This window comes from Streptomyces triculaminicus, from assembly GCF_017349075.1.
GTDB lineage: Bacteria > Actinomycetota > Actinomycetes > Streptomycetales > Streptomycetaceae > Streptomyces > Streptomyces triculaminicus.
In genome coordinates, this window is the sequence record NZ_JAFMOF010000003.1 from 418277 (window position 1) to 436015 (window position 17739).

15 protein-coding genes and 1 pseudogene are annotated in these 17739 nt (G+C 71.8%); 12 read left to right on the plus strand and 4 right to left on the minus strand.

Translation table 11 applies throughout. The features are described from left to right. Positions 1-87 precede the first annotated feature (87 nt). The 5 genes from atpA (at position 88) to J1792_RS20560 (ending at position 5087) form a co-directional block, all read left to right on the plus strand. The gene (gene atpA, locus J1792_RS20540) at positions 88-1662 is read left to right on the plus strand and encodes a F0F1 ATP synthase subunit alpha (RefSeq protein WP_086573268.1); all 1575 of its coding nucleotides are present in this window, start codon (positions 88-90) and stop codon (positions 1660-1662) included. 2 nt (positions 1663-1664) lie between these two features. Then, the gene (locus tag J1792_RS20545) at positions 1665-2585 is read left to right on the plus strand and encodes a F0F1 ATP synthase subunit gamma (RefSeq protein WP_086573266.1); all 921 of its coding nucleotides are present in this window, start codon (positions 1665-1667) and stop codon (positions 2583-2585) included. Next, positions 2586-4028 (plus strand): F0F1 ATP synthase subunit beta, encoded by a 1443-nt coding sequence (gene atpD, locus J1792_RS20550; protein ID WP_086573264.1) that lies wholly within the window; start codon positions 2586-2588, stop codon positions 4026-4028. A 113-nt stretch (positions 4029-4141) separates the two neighbouring features. Then, entirely contained in the window at positions 4142-4516 is a 375-nt protein-coding gene (locus J1792_RS20555) for a F0F1 ATP synthase subunit epsilon (protein ID WP_086573262.1), read from the plus strand. 121 nt (positions 4517-4637) lie between these two features. Further along, a complete protein-coding gene (locus tag J1792_RS20560; RefSeq protein WP_086573290.1) occupies positions 4638-5087 on the plus strand; it encodes a DUF2550 domain-containing protein in 450 nt (149 codons plus the stop codon). A 97-nt stretch (positions 5088-5184) separates the two neighbouring features. Here J1792_RS20560 and J1792_RS20565 read toward each other — a convergent pair whose 3' ends face one another. Continuing rightward, positions 5185-5778, minus strand: coding sequence for a hypothetical protein (locus J1792_RS20565; RefSeq protein ID WP_086573260.1), 594 nt, complete (start codon positions 5776-5778; stop codon positions 5185-5187). Between the two features lie 159 nt (positions 5779-5937). Here J1792_RS20565 and J1792_RS20570 point away from each other — a divergent pair. The 3 genes and pseudogenes from J1792_RS20570 (at position 5938) to J1792_RS20580 (ending at position 9959) form a co-directional block, all read left to right on the plus strand. Continuing rightward, a pseudogene (locus J1792_RS20570) lies at positions 5938-7130 on the plus strand (sensor histidine kinase). After that, the gene (locus J1792_RS20575) at positions 7127-7786 is read left to right on the plus strand and encodes a response regulator (RefSeq protein WP_207247961.1); all 660 of its coding nucleotides are present in this window, start codon (positions 7127-7129) and stop codon (positions 7784-7786) included. Before J1792_RS20570 ends, J1792_RS20575 begins: the two are co-directional and overlap by 4 nt. A 166-nt stretch (positions 7787-7952) precedes the next feature. Beyond that, positions 7953-9959: a glycoside hydrolase family 18 chitinase gene (locus J1792_RS20580; RefSeq protein WP_207248158.1), complete on the plus strand. Its 2007-nt coding sequence runs from the start codon at positions 7953-7955 to the stop codon at positions 9957-9959. A gap of 233 nt (positions 9960-10192) precedes the next feature. Here J1792_RS20580 and J1792_RS20585 read toward each other — a convergent pair whose 3' ends face one another. Continuing rightward, on the minus strand, positions 10193-10765 hold the full coding sequence (locus tag J1792_RS20585; RefSeq protein ID WP_207247962.1) for a cob(I)yrinic acid a,c-diamide adenosyltransferase: 573 nt from the start codon (positions 10763-10765) through the stop codon (positions 10193-10195). A gap of 243 nt (positions 10766-11008) precedes the next feature. On the opposite strand from J1792_RS20585, the gene J1792_RS20590 reads away from it, so the two are divergent. From J1792_RS20590 to J1792_RS20600, 3 genes are all read left to right on the plus strand, one after another. Next, complete coding sequence (locus J1792_RS20590) at positions 11009-11857, plus strand: 3-hydroxyacyl-CoA dehydrogenase family protein (protein WP_086574661.1); 849 nt, start codon at positions 11009-11011, stop codon at positions 11855-11857. A gap of 136 nt (positions 11858-11993) precedes the next feature. Next, positions 11994-12320 carry an STAS domain-containing protein gene (locus tag J1792_RS20595; RefSeq protein ID WP_086574659.1) on the plus strand — a complete coding sequence of 109 codons (327 nt, stop codon included), beginning with the start codon at positions 11994-11996 and terminating at the stop codon, positions 12318-12320. 278 nt (positions 12321-12598) lie between these two features. Next, positions 12599-15199, plus strand: a complete 2601-nt coding sequence (locus J1792_RS20600) for an ATP-binding protein (protein WP_207247963.1) — start codon at positions 12599-12601, stop codon at positions 15197-15199. 101 nt (positions 15200-15300) lie between these two features. On the opposite strand, the gene nucS is transcribed toward J1792_RS20600, so the two are convergent. Beyond that, positions 15301-15960 carry an endonuclease NucS gene (gene nucS, locus J1792_RS20605; RefSeq protein ID WP_086574721.1) on the minus strand — a complete coding sequence of 220 codons (660 nt, stop codon included), beginning with the start codon at positions 15958-15960 and terminating at the stop codon, positions 15301-15303. A gap of 207 nt (positions 15961-16167) precedes the next feature. Here nucS and J1792_RS20610 point away from each other — a divergent pair, with 207 nt between their 5' ends. Then, positions 16168-16560, plus strand: coding sequence for an SCO5389 family protein (locus J1792_RS20610; RefSeq protein WP_086574723.1), 393 nt, complete (start codon positions 16168-16170; stop codon positions 16558-16560). Between the two features lie 145 nt (positions 16561-16705). On the opposite strand, the gene J1792_RS20615 is transcribed toward J1792_RS20610, so the two are convergent. Further along, positions 16706-17731 carry an LLM class flavin-dependent oxidoreductase gene (locus tag J1792_RS20615; protein WP_086574725.1) on the minus strand — a complete coding sequence of 342 codons (1026 nt, stop codon included), beginning with the start codon at positions 17729-17731 and terminating at the stop codon, positions 16706-16708. Between the last annotated feature and the right edge of the window lie 8 nt (positions 17732-17739).

Here is a 17739-nt window from a genome sequence, read left to right on the forward strand (position 1 = left end):
GGGCCCGGAGCAGCGCGGCTGCTCCGGGAGCAAGTCCCCAGACCCCCAGAATTACTTCGGGCCCAACAAGGAGAGCAGGGAACCCAGATGGCGGAGCTCACGATCCGGCCGGAGGAGATCCGGGACGCACTGGAGAACTTTGTCCAGGCGTACAAGCCGGACGCGGCCTCGCGCGAGGAGGTCGGTACGGTCAGCGTTGCCGGCGACGGCATCGCGAAGGTCGAGGGTCTTCCCTCGGCCATGGCGAACGAGCTGCTGCGGTTCGAGGACGGCACCCTCGGTCTCGCCCTCAACCTCGAGGAGCGCGAGATCGGTGCGGTCGTCCTCGGCGAGTTCAGCGGCATCGAGGAGGGCCAGCCGGTGCAGCGCACCGGTGAGGTGCTCTCCGTCGCGGTCGGCGAGGGCTACCTCGGCCGCGTCGTCGACCCGCTGGGCAACCCGATCGACGGCCTCGGCGAGATCACTGGCATCGAGGGCCGCCGCGCCCTCGAGCTGCAGGCCCCCGGCGTCATGGTCCGCAAGTCGGTCCACGAGCCGATGGAGACCGGCTACAAGGCCGTCGACGCGATGACCCCGGTCGGCCGTGGCCAGCGTCAGCTGATCATCGGTGACCGTCAGACCGGCAAGACCGCGCTGGCCGTCGACACGATCATCAACCAGCGCGACAACTGGCGCTCGGGCGACCCCAAGAAGCAGGTCCGCTGCATCTACGTCGCCATCGGCCAGAAGGGCTCCACCATCGCGTCCGTGCGCGGTGCGCTGGAGGAGGCCGGCGCTCTGGAGTACACGACGATCGTCGCGGCTCCGGCGTCCGACCCGGCCGGCTTCAAGTACCTCGCCCCGTACACCGGTTCGGCCATCGGCCAGCACTGGATGTACCAGGGCAAGCACGTCCTGATCGTCTTCGACGACCTCTCGAAGCAGGCCGACGCCTACCGCGCCGTCTCCCTGCTGCTGCGCCGCCCGCCGGGCCGTGAGGCCTACCCGGGTGACGTCTTCTACCTGCACTCGCGTCTGCTGGAGCGCTGCGCCAAGCTCTCCGACGAGATGGGTTCCGGTTCCATGACCGGTCTGCCGATCGTCGAGACCAAGGCGAACGACGTGTCGGCGTTCATCCCGACCAACGTCATCTCCATCACCGACGGTCAGTGCTTCCTGGAGTCGGACCTCTTCAACGCCGGTCAGCGCCCCGCGCTGAACGTCGGTATCTCGGTCTCCCGTGTCGGCGGCTCCGCCCAGCACAAGGCCATGAAGCAGGTCTCCGGCCGCCTCCGTGTGGACCTCGCCCAGTACCGCGAGCTCGAGGCGTTCGCCGCCTTCGGTTCCGACCTGGACGCGGCCTCCAAGGCCGCCCTGGAGCGCGGTAAGCGCATGGTCGAGCTGCTGAAGCAGGGCCAGTACGCCCCGTACTCCACCGAGGACCAGGTCGTCTCCATCTGGGCCGGCACCACCGGCAAGATGGACGACGTTCCGGTCGAGGACATCCGCCGCTTCGAGCGCGAGCTGCTGGACAACCTCCACCGTGAGCACAAGGGTCTGATGGACAGCATCCGCGAGGGCGGCAAGATGTCCGACGACACGCTGCAGTCCGTGGCCGACGCGATCGCGTCCTTCAAGCAGCAGTTCGAGACCTCGGACGGCAAGCTGCTGGGCGAGGGCTGAGCATGGGTGCTCAGATCCGGGTCTACAAGAGGCGGATCAAGACCGTCTCCGCGACCAAGAAGATCACCAAGGCGATGGAGATGATCGCCGCCTCGCGCATCGTCAAGGCACAGCGCAAGGTGGCCGCGTCCGCTCCGTACGCCGGTGAGCTCACCCGGGCAGTGACCGCGGTTGCCACCGGCTCCAACACCAAGCACGCCCTGACCACCGAGGTGGAGAACCCGGTCCGGGTCGCGATCCTGCTCGTCACGAGCGACCGCGGCCTGGCCGGCGGCTACTCCTCCAACGCGATCAAGGCCGCCGACCTGCTCACCACCCGCCTGAAGGCGGAGGGCAAGGACGTCGTCACGTACATCGTCGGCCGTAAGGGCGTCGCGTACTACGGCTTCCGTGAGCGCCCGATCGTCGAGTCGTGGACGGGCTTCACCGACAGCCCGACCTACGCCGACGCCAAGCGGGTCGCCGGCCCCCTGATCGAGGCCGTCCAGCAGGACACGGCCGAGGGCGGCGTGGACGAGCTGCACATCGTCTTCACGGAATTCGTGTCGATGATGACGCAGACGCCGGTCGACAAGCGGCTGCTGCCACTGAGCCTGGAGACGACGGCCGAGGAGTCCGAGGCGGTCAAGGACAAGATCCTTCCGCTGTACGACTTCGAGCCGTCGGACGAGGGCGTGCTCGACGCACTGCTCCCGCGGTATGTCGAGTCCCGCATCTACAACGCTCTGCTGCAGGCCGCCGCTTCCGAGCACGCGGCCCGCCGCCGGGCGATGAAGTCGGCGACCGACAACGCCGAAGAGCTCATCAAGTCGCTCACGCGGCTTGCCAACGCGGCCCGCCAGGCCGACATCACCCAGGAAATCAGCGAGATCGTCGGTGGCGCCAGCGCTCTGGCCGACGCGACCGCGGGGAGTGACCGATAAATGACCACCACTGTTGAGACGGCCACGGCGACGGGCCGCGTCGCGCGGGTCATCGGCCCGGTCGTCGACGTGGAGTTCCCCGTCGACGCCATGCCGGAGATCTACAACGCCCTGACCGTCGAGGTCGCCGACCCGGCCGAGGCCGGCAAGACGAAGATCCTGACGCTCGAGGTCGCGCAGCACCTGGGCGAGGGCATGGTGCGCGCCATCGCCATGGAGCCCACCGACGGCCTGGTCCGCCAGGCCGCCGTGACGAACACCGGCGACGGCATCACCGTCCCCGTCGGTGACGTCACCAAGGGCCGGGTGTTCAACACCCTGGGCAAGATCCTGAACGACCCCGAGGCCGAGTCCGAGGTCACCGAGCGCTGGTCCATCCACCGCAAGGCCCCGGCGTTCGACCAGCTCGAGTCGAAGACCGAGATGTTCGAGACGGGTCTGAAGGTCGTCGACCTTCTCACCCCGTACGTCAAGGGCGGCAAGATCGGTCTGTTCGGTGGTGCCGGTGTCGGCAAGACCGTTCTGATCCAGGAAATGATCATGCGTGTGGCGAAGCTGCACGAGGGCGTTTCCGTCTTCGCCGGCGTCGGTGAGCGCACCCGTGAGGGCAACGACCTCATCCACGAGATGGCGGACTCCGGCGTTCTGGACAAGACCGCGCTGGTCTTCGGCCAGATGGACGAGCCCCCGGGCACCCGTCTGCGCGTGGCCCTGGCCGGTCTGACCATGGCGGAGTACTTCCGCGATGTGCAGAAGCAGGACGTGCTGTTCTTCATCGACAACATCTTCCGCTTCACCCAGGCCGGTTCCGAGGTCTCGACCCTGCTCGGCCGCATGCCGTCCGCGGTGGGTTACCAGCCGAACCTCGCCGACGAGATGGGCCTCCTGCAGGAGCGCATCACCTCGACCCGTGGTCACTCGATCACCTCGATGCAGGCGATCTACGTTCCCGCGGACGACCTGACCGACCCGGCCCCGGCGACGACCTTCGCGCACCTCGACGCGACGACCGTTCTGTCGCGTCCGATCTCGGAGAAGGGCATCTACCCGGCGGTCGACCCGCTGGACTCGACGTCCCGCATCCTGGACCCGCGCTACATCGCGCAGGACCACTACGACGCCGCCATGCGCGTCAAGGGCATCCTGCAGAAGTACAAGGACCTCCAGGACATCATCGCGATCCTCGGTATCGACGAGCTCGGCGAAGAGGACAAGCTGGTCGTCCACCGCGCCCGCCGTATCGAGCGCTTCCTGTCGCAGAACACCCACGCCGCGAAGCAGTTCACCGGCGTCGACGGCTCCGACGTGCCGCTGGACGAGTCCATCGCCGCGTTCAACGCCATCGCCGACGGCGAGTTCGACCACTTCCCGGAGCAGGCGTTCTTCATGTGCGGTGGCCTCGAGGACCTCAAGGCCAACGCCAAGGAGCTGGGCGTCTCCTGAGCCCCGTGCTCTTGACGGCCGGGGGCGGGGCTGCCCCGCCCCCGGTCCGTACGTCCCCTATTCTTTGACCCAACACCCGCCACACCCGGCGGGTGGAGACCCGAGGAGCCACGTTGGCTGCTGAGCTGCACGTCGAGCTGGTCGCGGCGGACCGAAGCGTCTGGTCCGGCGAGGCCACTCTGGTCATCGCGCGTACCACATCGGGTGACATCGGCGTCATGCCCGGCCACCAGCCGCTGCTCGGTGTGCTGGAGTCCGGCCCGGTGACCATCAAGACCGCCGACGGCAACGTCGTCGCCGCGGTGCACGGTGGGTTCATCTCGTTCGCGGACGACAAGCTTTCGCTGCTCGCCGAGATCGCGGAGCTTGCGGACGAGATCGACATCGAGCGCGCCGAGCGGGCGCTCGAGCGCGCCAAGGCGGACGCCGACGCGGCCGCCGAGCGCCGCGCGGATGTCCGGCTGAAGGCGGTCACGGGCGTTCGCTAGCCCGCGTCCCGCTTCGAGTACGACCCTCAGCCGCGGACCGGCCTGGACGACCTCCAGGGCGGTCCGCGGCTGAGGCGATAACGCAGGTGCAGCTCTAGATGATGCGAGGAGGTCGGTGGAGATGGTCCTCGCTCTGCTCGTGAGCGGCATCGTCGTTCTACTGGTGCTGGTGGGACTCTTCGTCTTCGGGCTGCGCAGGCGGCTCATCCAGCGGTCCGGCGGGACGTTCGACTGCAGTCTGCGCTGGAACGTTCCCGAGGACGACCCCGGACCCGCCGGAAAAGGCTGGGTGTACGGGGTCGCTCGCTACAACGGTGACCGGATCGAGTGGTTCCGGGTCTTCTCGTACGCCCCCCGCCCGCGCCGCGTCCTGCAGCGCGACTCCATCGAGGTGCTGGAGCGGCGCACGCCGCAGGGCGAGGAGGAGCTGGCGCTGCTGTCGGACGCCATCGTCCTCGCCTGCCTGCACGAGGGCACCCGCCTGGAGCTGGCGATGAGCGAGGACGCGCTCACCGGCTTCCTGGCCTGGCTCGAGGCGGCCCCGCCCGGGCAGAGAGTCAATGTCGCCTAAATAAGGCTTCTCTCTGGATGGGGGTACCCCCGGACGAAGTCTGGGGGAGGGTCAACGTCGCCTGACGCCGCGGCACGATGCCACGGCGTCATGAGGCTCAGCTGCGCGTCGTTTCGTGGTGCTCGACCGGCTCCGCGCCGGCGTCCTTCTTCGGCGCCTTCTTCGGCTCCTTGGGCCAGATCGTGTAGCTCAGCGCGATGACCACATTGATGCCGATCACCCACAGCATCCTCGTCTGCCACATGCGCAGCGAGCTGGTGTCGCCCCCGTCGCCCACGTACCAGGCGGCCGCCTGCAGCAGGCAGATGGCGACCACCGCGGACAGCACCCACTTCCCGGCCGTCTTCCACTCGTGCACCGTCCGCGCCATGCCGTACTTCGGCGGCTTCACCGGCGGCGGGCCACCGGCGAAGCGGTGGGCGAAGCGCTGGTCGGCCCACTTGATCGTGGAGTGGCCGAGCCCGACCGAGAAGCCGATGTAGACCGCGGCCAGGCCGTGCTTCCAGTCGGCCGAGGCGCCGTTCCCCAGGTCGATCGCGGTGGCGATCAGCAGCACCAGCTCCAGCACGGGCTCGAGCAGCAGCACGGCGATCCCCGCCCGGGGCATCCGGGCGAGATAGCGCAGGCTGAGACCTGCTGCCAGCAGGAGCCAGAAGCCCACCTCGCAGGCGACGATCAGCGTGACGATCACGGTTCTCTCCCTTCCCTCGCCTCCAGCGTCACCGCTGTGACCGGGGTTTTCGTCGTCGCGGGCGACGAGATGGCACTGCATCCTTCGATGTACCGCCGGCCGGTACGGGCGGCCGCCCGGCGGACGGCCGCACCCCGCCCGACGTGCTGAGATGGAGCCATGCCGGTCCGCTTCCTCCGCCACCCCGCGCGCGTCGACATCCTCATCGCGGTCTCCGGGCTGCTCGGGGGACTGCTGCTGTGGTTCCTCGGGCTGAGCGAGGGCAAGCCGCTCTTCGGGCTGCCCAAGTGGCTCGTCCTCGTCGCCCTGGTCGTGATGTCGGGCAGCGAACTGCTGCGCCGCCGCGCCCCGCTGACGGCCCTGGCCATCGGCACGGCGGCCGTGGCGCTGGACCTCTGCACGGGCACGCTCGTCGCCACCGTGGTGATGTACACGGACCTGGTCTACGCGGCCGTGCTGTACGGGTCGCCGGCCGTGGCCCGGCGCCTTCCCCGGGCCTGCGAGATCGGCACGGCGCTGGTGACGGCGCTGGCCCTGGTCCTGATACAGAAGCCCTCGGCGCTGCTGATCGGCTTCGCCTTCTCGCTGATCACCGTGGCCCCGGCCTGGACCGGGGTGGGCATCCGGGTGCACCGGGACCGGGCCGAGGCCGCCCGGCTGGCGGCCGAGAGGACCGCGCTGCTGGCCGAGCTGGACCGGCGCGAGGCGGTCGGGGCGGAGCGCGCCCGCATGGCGCGCGAGCTGCACGACATGGTCGCGGGCCATCTGTCCGCCATCGCCATCCACTCCTCGGCCGCGCTGTCGATCGGCGAGCCGGAGGCGTCCCGGGAGGCGCTCGGGGTGATCCGGGAGAACAGCGTGCAGGGCCTCGCGGAGATGCGCCGGCTGATCGGCCTGCTGCGCGAGCAGACGAAGGACGCGGACGAACCGGCGGCCACGCCCACGCTCGACGGCCTCGACGCGCTGCTCGAGCGGGCCCGTACGGCCGTGCGCGACGACCGCTTCTCGTTCGTCCTGCGCGACGAGCGGGGCCCTGGCGCCCTGCCCGCGCCGGTCGAGCTGGCGGCGTACCGCATCGTGCAGGAGTCGCTGACCAACGCGGTCAAGCACGCGGCGCCGGGCGAGGTGAGCGTGGCGCTGGCCAGGGACGACGGGGCGCTGGTGGTGCGGGTGGCCAGCGTCCTGGGGAGCGGCCGGGGCCGCGCGCGCCGGGGGCCGGGGCGGGCCTGACCGGCATGCGCGAGCGCGTCGCGCTGCTGGGCGGCGCGCTGGCCGCCGGGCCGGCGGCGGGGGAGGAGACGTTCTGGGAAGTACGGGCGGAGCTGCCCGTGGACGAGGAGGAGATCAGATGATCCGCGTCGTTGTCGCCGAGGACCAGGCCGCGGTGCGGTCGGGGCTCGTGCTCATTCTGCGCTCGGCGGCGGACATCGAGGTCGTCGGGGAGGCGGGCGACGGTGAGACGGCCGTCCGGCTGGCCCGTGAGCTACGGCCCGACCTGGTGCTGATGGATGTGCAGATGCCGCGGCTGGACGGGGTGTCGGCCACCCGCCTGATCACCGACGAGCGCCTCGCCGACGTGCTGGTGCTGACCACCTTCGACCTGGACGAGTACGTCTTCGGGGCGCTGCGGGCGGGCGCCGCGGGCTTCCTGCTCAAGGACAGCGAGGCGGCGGACCTGGTGACGGCGGTGCGCACGGTGGCGCGGGGGGAGGGGCTGATCTCCCCGGTCGTCACCCGGCGCCTCATCGCGGAGTTCGCGCATCCGACGCCCGTGCGCTCTCCGGGCGCGCCCGACGCGTCCGTGCTCGACGTCCTGACCCGCCGCGAGCGGGAGGTCCTGGCGTGCGTGGGGGAGGGGCTGTCGAACGCGGAGGTCGCCGGGCGGCTGGGAATGGCCGAGGCGACGGTGAAGACCCATGTCAGCCGGGTGCTGGGGAAGCTGGAGCTGCGCAGCCGGGTGCAGGCGGCGGTGCTGGCCCGGGAGTTGGGTCTGGTCCAGACCTCTTGACCGTTGGTACGGACCTTCCTACGCTCCCTTCACAACGCGCACCCTCATAACGCGCCCCTTCACCACGCGCACCCCCCACCCTGTCCGGCCCTCACTCGAGGAGCTTGCCTTGAGCACAGGAACCACGGGACACGGAAGATCACGCAGACGTCTCATCACCCGCGTCATGGCCCGCGCCCCGCTCGCGGCGCTCACCGCACTGCTGCTCCCCCTCGGCCTGGCCGTCGGCCTCGCGGCCCCCGCCCACGCCGCCCCCGCCGCCACGGCGACGTTCGTCAAGACCTCCGACTGGGGGACCGGCTTCCAGGCGCAGTGGACGGTGAAGAACACGGGCACCACCGCCCTCGACGGCTGGACCGTCGAGTGGGACTTCCCCTCCGGCACCACCGTCAGCTCGTACTGGGACGCGCTGGTCAGCGGATCCGGCGGGCATGTGACGGCCAGGAACCGCGAGTACAACGGCTCCGTCGCCCCCGGCGCCTCGGTCACCTTCGGCTTCGTCGGCTCGGGCGACGGCGAGCCCTCCGGCTGCCGGATCAACGGCGCGTCCTGCGACGGCGGATCGCCGTCCGACAGCCCGCCCGGCGCCCCGGGCACGCCCACGGCCGCCTCCGTCACCGCCGACAGCGTCTCGCTCAAGTGGGGCGCGGCCACGGACGACAAGGGCGTGAAGAACTACGACGTCTACCGGGGCAAGGCCAAGGTCGCCACCGTCGCCAAGCTCGCCTACACCGACACCGGCCTGAGCGCGGGCACCGACTACACCTACACGGTCGTCGCCCGTGACACCGCCGACCAGACCGGCCCCGCCAGCGCCCCGCTCAGCGTGCGGACCACCGGCGGGGGCGGCGACCCCCAGCCGGGCACGGACGCCGTCAAGGCGGGCTACTTCGTGCAGTGGGGCATCTATGGGCGCGGCTACACCGTGAAGTCCCTGGACACCACGGGCGCCGCCGGCAAGCTCACGCACATCAACTACTCGTTCTCCAACATCGACCCCGTCAACCTGACCTGCCTCAACGGCGTTACCAAGGCCACCAGCCCCAACCCCCAGGACCCCGGCCAGGGCGACGGGGCCGGTGACTCCTGGGCCGACTACGAGAAGGGCTTCGGCGCCGGCGAGTCCGTCGACGGCGTGGGGGACACCTGGGAGCAGCCGCTGGCCGGCAACTTCAACCAGCTGAAGAAGCTCAAGGCCAAGTACCCCAAGCTGAAGATCAACATCTCGGTCGGCGGCTGGACGTACAGCAAGTACTTCTCCGACGTCGCGAAGACGGACGCCTCCCGGCAGAAGTTCGTGAAGTCCTGCATCGACATGTACATCAAGGGCGACCTGCCCACGACGAACGGGCGCGGCGGCGCCGGCGTCGCGGCCGGCGTCTTCGACGGCTTCGACATCGACTGGGAGTGGCCGGGCTCCGAGGGCCACGCCGGCAACCACGTCTCCAAGGACGACAAGGCCAACAACACCCTGCTGTTCGCCGAGTTCCGCCGTCAGCTCGACGCGCTGAGCGGCACGACCGGGAAGAAGTACCTGCTGACCGCCTTCACCCCGGCCGACCCCGCGAAAATCGACGCGGGCTGGGACATCACCACCAAGGACGGCACCCCCAGCGTGCTGGACTACATGGACTTCGCCAACGTCCAGGGCTACGACTTCCACGGCTCCGGCAGCGACAACAGCTGGGAGCCGAACCGCACGGGACACCAGGGCAATCTCTTCACCGACCCCAAGGACCCGTACCCCACGAAGTTCAGCGTGGCCACGACCGTGCAGACCTACCTCGACGCCGGCGTCCCGCCCCGCAAGGTCGTCCTGGGGCTGGCCTTCTACGGCCGCGGCTGGCAGCAGGTCGCCGACGGCGGCGCGAACGGCGCCTGGCAGAGCGCGGGCGGCGCGGCGCCGGGGCAGTTCCCCGAGGAGGCCGGCACCCGCGGCTACGACAACCTCCTGGCCTCCGTGCCGAACCTGACGGTCCGCCATGACGAGACGGCGGTCGCGACGTACGGCTACACGGGCGCGGGCGGCCAGTGGTGGACGTTCGACGACGCCTGGTCCATCGGCAAGAAGACCGCCTGGCTGAAGTCCAAGGGACTCGGAGGAGTCATGATCTGGGAGATGTCCGGCGACCACGGCACGCTGATGAACGCGGTCGTCGGCGGCCTGGGCTAGCGCCCGCCCCCGAACCGACCGGGGAGGCGGAGCGGCCCCCCGCCTCCCCGGTCTTCCACCCGTCTTTTCAGCGGTTCTCGCCCGGCACCCACAGGCTGCATTTCCCGGGGGGCAACCCCCGGACCCCCGGCCGCGCCGAGGGCCGCCGCCTCAGCGGTTCTCGCCCGGCACCCACAGGCTGCATTTCCCGGGGGGCAACCCCCGGACCCCCGGCCGCGCCGAGGGCCGCCGCCTCAGCGGTTCTCGCCCGGCACCCACAAGATGTCGCCGAGCTCCTTGTTCGCCGTCCGCGCGAGGATGAACAGCAGGTCCGAGAGACGGTTGAGGTAGGTGGCCGTCAGGTGGTTCATGATGTCGCCGTGCATCTCCAGCGCCGCCCATGTGGAGCGCTCGGCGCGGCGGGCCACCGTGCAGGCCTGGTGCAGCAGGGCCGCGCCCGGCGTGCCGCCCGGCAGGATGAAGCTGCGGAGCTTCTCCAGGTCCGCGAGGAAGTGGTCGCAGTCGGCCTCGAGCTTGTCGATGTAGGACTGCTCGACCCGCAGCGGCGGGTACTTGGGCTCCTCCACGACCGGGGTCGCCAGGTCCGCGCCCACGTCGAAGAGGTCGTTCTGGACCCGTACGAGCACCTTGACGACCTCCGCCGGCAGCTGCCCGAGCGCGATGGCCACCCCGATCGCGGCGTTGGCCTCGTTCGCGTCGGCGTACGCCGCGATGCGGGTGTCGGTCTTGACGGTGCGGCTCATGTCACCGAGTGCGGTCGTGCCGTCGTCGCCGGTGCGGGTGTAGATGCGCGTCAGATTGACCATGGGGACGAGCCTAGCCACGCACCGCCCTCGAGGGCCGCCCACGCCGCACCCAACCTGTGATCAGTGTGACTGAAGTGACCCAACTGCACCGTGGGGCGCGCCCCGTGGCCGTCTCGGTGTGACGTCCGTCATCTGGGACGTGACGCGCATCTCTTACTGCCCACACGTGCGCCGACGGGCGCTAATCTCCGGGCGGAGAGGCGTGAATGCACAGATACATGCACAGGGAGTAAGGGGACAGTGGTGGCCAAGAAGCTCGCCGTCATCGGCGCCGGACTGATGGGCTCCGGGATCGCGCAGGTCTCCGCCCAGGCCGGATGGGACGTCGTGCTGCGGGACGTCACCGACGCGGCGCTGCGGCGCGGTACGGACGGCATCAAGGCCTCGTACGAGAAGTTCGTCTCCAAGGGGAAGCTGGAGGCCGCGGCCGCCGAGCAGGCGCTGGCCCGGATCACCACGACCACCGACCTCGACGCGGCCGCCGACGCCGACATCGTCGTGGAGGCGGTGTTCGAGGACATCGACACCAAGCGGGACATCTTCCGCACCCTGGACGGCCTGGTGAAGGACGAGACGGTCCTGGCCTCCAACACCTCCGCCATCCCGATCACCAAGATCGCGGCCGCCACGCAGCGCCCCGAGCGCGTCGTGGGCGCGCACTTCTTCTCGCCCGTTCCCATGATGCAGCTGTGCGAGCTGGTGCGCGGCTACAAGACCAGCGACGAAACGCTCGCCAAGGCCCGGGAGTTCGCCGAGGGCGTCGGCAAGACCTGCATCGTGGTCAACCGCGACGTCGCCGGCTTCGTCACCACCCGCCTGATCTCGGCGCTGGTCGTCGAGGCGGCCAAGCTGTACGAGTCGGGCGTGGCCAGCGCCGAGGACATCGACATCGCCTGCAAGCTGGGCTTCGGGCACGCCATGGGGCCGCTGGCGACCGCCGACCTGACGGGCATCGACATCCTTATGCACGCCACGGGCAACATCTACACCGAATGCCAGGACGAGAAGTTCGCCCCGCCGGAGATCATGCGCCGCATGGTGGACGCGGGCGACCTCGGCCGCAAGAGCGGACAGGGCTTCTACCAGCACTGACGGTCGGACGGATACCAAGTTCACCCACCCGGGTGAACTTGGTATTGGTTCGCCTGAAGGCGGCAACTTTGTGGTGTGAGAGGCAGTCAGTTCTTTAGAACCACATCCACATCAGGGACCACTCCCGGGAGCGCATATGCACATCAGGGGCGATCACGCCGAACTGGTCGTCGGGGGCCGCCTCGACGTCCGCAGCGCGGCGGACGCCCGTACGGTCCTGCACTCCGCCCTGGACGGCGGCCGGGGCGACCTCGTCCTGGACCTGACCGAGCTGGACTCCTGGGACGCCACCGGGCTCGGCGTCATCATGGGCGCCCACCGCCGGGCCGGCCGCACCGGCCGGCGGCTCGTCCTGCGCGGGGTGCCGGACCGGATGCAGCGACTCCTGGTGGCCACCCGGCTGCACCGCATCCTCGCCATCGAGGAGGACTGCCCCCGGCGGCGCCCCCTGCCGCACGTGTGAGACCCCCGTGTGCAAACGGGGCGCCGGACGGGCCCGGTGAGCCCCTCGAGGCGCGAGTGCCCCGATCCTCATGAGACTGTGACGTCCCGTGGCGCCGGGGCACCCTTCCCGTCGTAGATACTGTGGCAAGGTCTGTTCGGTTTCCCGCCGCCTACGAAAGCCCACGGCGGGCACCGGACCGGAATCGACGGCCCGGACAGCTCCCGGCCGGAGGTCGAAGGAGTGCGGACAGGCCGGAGGACACGACGGCACGCCACGCATCTTGGGGGCTCTGAACCATGGACCCGACGAACCGCGGATCCGAGGAATTCCACGACGACGAGCGGACTCCCGACGAGCCGGGCGCCACGGGGCGCCCGCCGCGCGAGTCCGCCGCGGCACCGGAGGTCCCCGCCGCCCAGGGTCCGGTCCGCGTCGTCCAGCTCGTCGCCGGTGACTACCTCCTCACCGTCAACCCCGTCGACGGCAGCGAGATAGAGCCCTGCCCGCCCGGCGCCCTGCCCGCCAGACCGGAGCGCCACGGCCCCGAGCGGCGCGAAGGCCTGCGCCTCGCCGCCGCGCCCCCGCCGCCCGCCCGTCAGGCCGGGCCCCAGCTGCCCCTGGTGGGCCGCTCGGAGGAGCGCGAGCGCCTGGGCCGGCTGCTCTCCCGCGGCCGTTCGGTGCGGCTGACCGGCCCCTCCGGCTCCGGCCGCAGCGTCCTGCTGGACGCCGTCGCCGAGGACTGCGCGGGCCTGGCGCCCGACGGCGTCGTCCGGCTCAGCGGCTACCACCGCACGCCCACCGACCTGCTCCACGAGCTCTTCGCCGTCGTCCACCACGCGCCGCTGCACCGCCTCGAGCGGGGCGAGTTGCTGGCGGCCGTGCACGAGATCGGTGCCGTGGTCGTCCTGGACGACCTCGAGTTCGGCGGCGCCGCGCTCGACGAACTCCTCGACGCCACACCCGAGTGCGCCTTCCTCCTCGCGGCCACCCCCGACGTCGCCGCGCCCTCCACCGACTCGCACGTGGAAGAGGTCTTCCTCGGCGGCCTGGACCGCACCGGCTGCCTGGAGCTGCTGGAGCTGGCCGTGGACCGGCCGCTCACCGACGAGGAGGCCGACTGGGCCGCGGACCTGTGGTTCGAGTCCGAGGGCCTGCCGCTGCGGTTCGTCCAGGCCGGCGCGCTGCTGCGGCAGAAGGACGAGCTCGCCTCCGCGCCGGCCGCCGCCGACGACGGGTTCGGCGTCTTCGCGGAGCGGCCCTACGCGGCCGCGGGCGACGGCGAGGACGAGGGGCGGCCCGCGTCGCTGCCCAGCCTCGCCGAGGCGGCGGGCCCCGCCGTCCTGCTCGCCTCCCGCCTGGACGAGGCCGCCCGCAACGCCCTGCGCTTCGCCGTCGCGCTCGGCGGCGAGATGCCCCACCAGGCGCACCTGCCGGCCCTGGCCGGCGACACCCACGCCGACGCCGCCGTCGGCGACCTCCTCGCCTGCGGGCTGATCACCCCCGTCGGCGCCCACTACCGGCTCGCGGCCGGCGTGGCCGAGCAGCTCCTCGCCGGGGGCTACGGCGACGAGGCCGCCGCCCGGGCGCACTCCGCCGCCCAGCACTACGCCTGGTGGGCCGGGCACCCCTCCGTCACCCCCGAGCGGATCGCCCAGGAGGGCGAGGTCATCCTCGCCGCGCTGGGCGCCCTCATCGGCGACGGCGACTCCGGGCACCGGGCGGCCGCGGTGCTGCTCGCCCGTACCGCCGCACCGGCCTTCGCGGCCGCGCTGCACTGGGGGGCCTGGGAGCGCGCCCTGCGGGCCGGGCAGGAGGCCGCACGGCTGGCGGGCGAAGTCGGCGAAGAAGCGTATTTCCACCACGAGTTGGGCGTGCTGGCGCTGTGCACCGGCAACCTCGACCGGGCCCGCGCCCAGCTGGAGGCCTCCATCGGGCTGCGCGGCGTGCTCGCCGACAAGCGCGGCGCGGTCGCCGGACGCCGGGCGCTGGCGCTCGTCGCCGACCGCTCGGGCCTGGCGATGGGCGCCCGTACGGTGCCCGGCGGCGGCCCGGCGCGCACCGGCTCCACGCGCGTGCCGCCGCTGCCCCCGCTGCGCACGCCCTCCGGCGAGGAGGTCCCGGCCGCCCGCCGCGAGGAGTCCGCCGCGCCCCCGGCCAAGCCGGCCACGGCGCGCCCCGTGCGGCCGCAGCCCGCCGACTCCACCACCACGATCGTCAGCCGTGTGCCGGCCGCGGCCGGTGCCCCGGCGGCGGCCGCCGCGCCGGTGCCCGTACCGCCCGCGCCCCCGCGGCGCGGCCCGCTGGGCCGGGCGTCGTGGGCGCACAAGCTCATGGCCGGCGGCAACCGGCGCAACCTCCTCGCGGCGGGCGCGGGCGCCCTCCTCGCCGCCGTCCTCGGCACCGTCGTCACCCTCGGCGCCACCACGGGCGGCGGGGACGGAGACCGCTCGGAGACGGTCCGGCCCGGCCAGTCGGCGGACCGGCAGGACGGCGACGGCGGGCTGAGCGCCGACGAGCCGGCGCCGGGCGAGAGCGGGCGCCCGCAGGTGCCCGGCCACGCGGGCAAGCCCGGGCAGTCGCCCGGGCCCAGCGGGACGGCCGGCTCGCCCGGCGCGTCCGGCAGCCCCTCGCCGTCCGCGTCCGGCAGCGGCGGCCCGGCCACCCAGTCGCCCACGCCGGGCCGGCCGTCCCAGAGCCCGACCCGCTCGCCCGGCGGCGGGGAGAGCCCCAAGCCGACGCCGCCCACGCCGACGAAGACCGAGGAGAAGCCCCCGACGACGCCGCCCACGCAGCCGCCGACCAAGGACCCGCTGCCCCCCACGGCCGCCGGCTCCAACTCGGCGAGCGGTCCCGCCCCGGGCGGGACCGGCTCCGGCGGCGGCACCCCCGTCGCCTAGCCCCGGGGCCCGGCGCCCACGCGAAGAGGGCCCGTACGGTGCGTACGGGCCCTCTTCGCGTGGTGCGGCGGCCGCCCGGAAGGGTCCGGGCGGCCGGCCGCTCAGAACAGTCGCAGCTTGTCGTCCTCGATGCCGCGCATCGCGTCGTAGTCCAGGACGACGCAGCCGATGCCCCGGTCGGTGGCCAGCACGCGGGCCTGGGGCTTGATCTCCTGGGCGGCGAAGACGCCGCGCACGGGGGCCAGGTGCGGGTCGCGGTTGAGGAGCTCGAGGTAGCGGGTGAGCTGCTCCACACCGTCGATGTCGCCGCGCCGCTTGAGCTCCACGGCCACCGTCGCGCCGTCCGCGTCGCGGCAGAGGATGTCCACCGGGCCGATGGCCGTGGGGTATTCGCGGCGGATGAGGGTGTAGCCCTCGCCGAGGGTCTCGATGCGGTCCGCCAGGAGCTCCTGGAGGTGCGCCTCCACGCCGTCCTTGATCAGGCCGGGGTCCACGCCCAGCTCGTGCGAGGAGTCGTGCAGGACCTCCTCCATGGTGATGATGAGCTTCTCGCCCGCCTTGTTGATCACCGTCCAGACGCCGTCGCCCTCCTTGAGGGTGCACGGCGGCGACATCCAGTTCAGGGGCTTGTAGGCCCTGTCGTCGGCGTGGATCGAGACGCTGCCGTCCGCCTTCACCAGAATCAGGCGCGGGGCGGAGGGCAGGTGGGCGGTGAGCCGGCCCGCGTAGTCCACGGAGCAACGGGCGATGACGAGACGCATGGTGAGCCACGCTACTCGACTCCTGCCACTTCACGCGATTCGCCCTGGAAGGCCCCCTCGGGCTTTGGCCAGTTGTCGGTGTTCTCCTGGTGGGGCAGCAGGGGCCGGATTACCGTTGAAGCGGGCGGTCGTCGTACGGGCACAGGGCGTCGTCGTCCGCTCGCCCATCCCTGAGACCCCGCTCGCGGGGTCGCGAGAGGAGAACCCATGTCGCTCGACGTCTCACCGGCCCTCCTCGAACAGGCCGAGCGAGGCGAGGTCGACGAAGCCGATTTCGTCGACTGCGTCCGGACCTCCCTGCCCTACGCATGGGAGATGATCAGCTCCCTGGTGGACCGGCTCAAGGTCGAAGGCGGACAGTTCGCCGACAACCGGACGCCCCCGCCGGACGAGCAGGCGCGTGGCCAGCTGCTGCGCGCCCTGGCGAGTGACGCGATTCGCGGTGCGCTGCAGCGGCACTTCGGGGTGCGCCTGGCGTTCCAGAACTGCCACCGGGTGGCCGTCTTCCCGACCGACCCTTCGGTGGACGAGCGACTGGCCCGCTTCACCTCGGTGAGGGGCCAGCTGCTGAACCAGTCGCCGGAGCTCCGGGACTGCTGACGCGTCCTGTGCTGCCGCTCCGAGTGCGGGAGGTGCGGAGAAACGGGGGCGGCAGCTCCGCCGGGGCCTGTGGCCGGCGGACGGGACGGGACCATGCGGGACCATGCGGGCGCCGACCGGTCGGGAGCCGGCCGGAGGCCCCGGGTCAGGCGAGGAGGGGCAGCACGTCCGCGCCGAGGCGGCGGAGGTTCTCCTCGGTGGCCGCGAGGTCGCCGGAGCCCTCGGCGAGCAGGGCGAAGCGGCCGATGCCCGTGCGCTCGCGGGTGGCCGCGAGGCGGTCGGCGCACAGCCTGGGCGAGCCGACGGGGTGGAGATCGCACAGCAGCTCCGTGTACGCGAGCGGATCGCGCATCCGGCGGATCCTGCCGTCGACGGTCACATGCGCCGACAGTCCGTGGTGCAGCCAGCCCGGCATCGTCTTCAGCAGCGTCTCCCGCGCCTCCTGGCACCGGTCGGCGATCTGCACCACCCCGGCCGCCACATGACCGGCCGACGCCACCTCATCGGGTGAACGCCCCTCCTCCAGCGCGCACTTGCGCCACAGGGCGACCATGTCCGCCTTCTCCTGGTCCTCGCTGTGCATGCCCAGCAGCATCGGCAGCCCGTGCGCCGCCGCCAGCCGCACGCTGGCGGGCGAGGTGCACGCGACGACCACCCCGGGGCCGGTCGAGTCCAGCAGCTCGTCGGGCCGGGGCACCACCGGGACCTCGCGGAAGGAGAACCGTTCTCCCTCACTGCCCACCCGGGGCTCCCGCAGCCAGCGCATCAGCAGTTCGAGCGACTCGGGGAACCCTTCTTCGTACGCCTCCAGGCCCGAGTTGAAGACCTCGAGGTCCACCCAGGGCCCGCCGCGGCCCACCCCGAGGGTGAACCTTCCGCCCGAGGTGAGGTGCAGCAGCGCCGCCTGCTCCCCCAGGGTCACGGGGTGGGTGGTGGGCAGGACGCTGACGGCCGTACCCACCCCGAGGGTGCGGGTGCGGCCGAGCAGCAGGGCGGCGAGGGTCACCGCGGACGGACACACTCCGTACGGCACGAAGTGGTGCTCCGCCAGCCAGACCGCGTCCAGCCCCGCCTCCTCGGCGACCTCCGCCGAGCGGACGGCCCGGTACAGCGCCTCCCCGTGCCCCTGGCCGGGGAATTGGGCGGCCAGGACAAATGCTCCAACGCGCATCGCTCTTT